General features: G+C 63.7%; 1 protein-coding gene. It reads right to left on the bottom strand.

Translation table 11 applies throughout. The features are described from left to right. Positions 1 to 138 precede the first annotated feature (138 nt). Entirely contained in the window at positions 139 to 1,065 is a 927-nt protein-coding gene (locus ABD243_RS06445) for a hypothetical protein (RefSeq protein ID WP_344363431.1), read from the bottom strand. Positions 1,066 to 1,252 lie beyond the last annotated feature (187 nt).

The following is a 1,252-nucleotide window of genomic DNA, read 5'->3' as shown; positions in this document are numbered from 1 at the left end:
CACACCAGATCAAAGAACTCAGTACGCGCATCCAGGGAAAACACATTGACCATCAAACGCTCCATCAATCAGAGCGTTGCAGCGACCATATGACTTTGCCAGCGGCGAGGCAGCCATAAGTGATAGAGCAACGGGTGTTTAGCGGGCAGAACCGGTGCCAAGGGCGATCCGTACCTTGCGCACCGCGCCCCGAAAGTCGTTGGCCAGATCGTCGGCGTTCAACTTGAAGTACCGCCATCCAGCGGCAAGGAAGACTTCGTCGCGGCGGTAGTCCCGGGTTTGCTGTTCGCGCGTGCGGTGGTGGGCGCCGTCGTACTGGATGGCTATGCGCTGTTTGCGGTAGCCCATGTCCGCGGCGGGTGAGTACGGGTCCTCCGGGACAAGCCGCAGCTGCAACTCCGGTTCCGGGAGTCCGGCCGCGGTGAGCGCCAGCCGCAAGAACGTCTCCGGTGCGGAGTCGGCACCGGCACGGATCAGCTCGGCCGCCTGGCGGGCCTTCACGATCCCCTGGAACTTCGGATGATGCTTGAGCATCGACCGCAGTTCCTCGCGCGTTGCCCACGGTTCGGTGCGGATCTCCAGACCCGGGCGCGGCTGACGCACGAGCTGATCGCCCACTGCCACGAGGGCTTCCAACGGCAGGACGCGGGCAAGGTCCAGCCAAGTGCGGGCCGGGGTCGAAATGCGGATACCGTCCAGCACCGTGACCTCGTCCGGGAAGGCGAGGACGGTGTGCCCCACGACGCCCTCCCGCCGGACCGGTGGCAGCGCTTTGGGCTTGCTGAGATGCAATTCCCGGCTTCCGCACAACCAAGCCGGAAGCCACAGCCCGTGGATCACTGCAGCGGTCAGATGTGAGATCCAGCCGCCCGGCGTCGCCGCCGAGAGTGCGCGTGCCAGGCTTCGGATCTCAAAGTCCCAGCCGGCCGGCAGATAGATCAACCGCCCGGCCGGGGCGACGTCGGATGCACGGAGCCGGGACCGGCTCAGGTTTGCAGCTCTCGCCTCATGCACCGTGAACGGGGCATCCGACAAATGGGAGGGCAATGGCTCGGCAGGTCGCATGCGGACCATTGTTGCCGCAAAGGCGTGATGCTGCCGGCGTTATCCACAGCCCCCCGTTGCGCTATCACTTATGGTTGCCAAAACGTCGGCAAAGTCATATGGTCGCTGCAACGCTCTGATTGATGGAGCGTTTGATGGTCAATGTGTTTTCCCTGGATGCGCGTACTGAGTTCTTTGATCTGGTGTG

The organism is Arthrobacter humicola (assembly GCF_039531445.1).
Taxonomy (GTDB): domain Bacteria; phylum Actinomycetota; class Actinomycetes; order Actinomycetales; family Micrococcaceae; genus Arthrobacter; species Arthrobacter humicola.
This window is presented reverse-complemented; position numbering and strand designations above follow the sequence as displayed.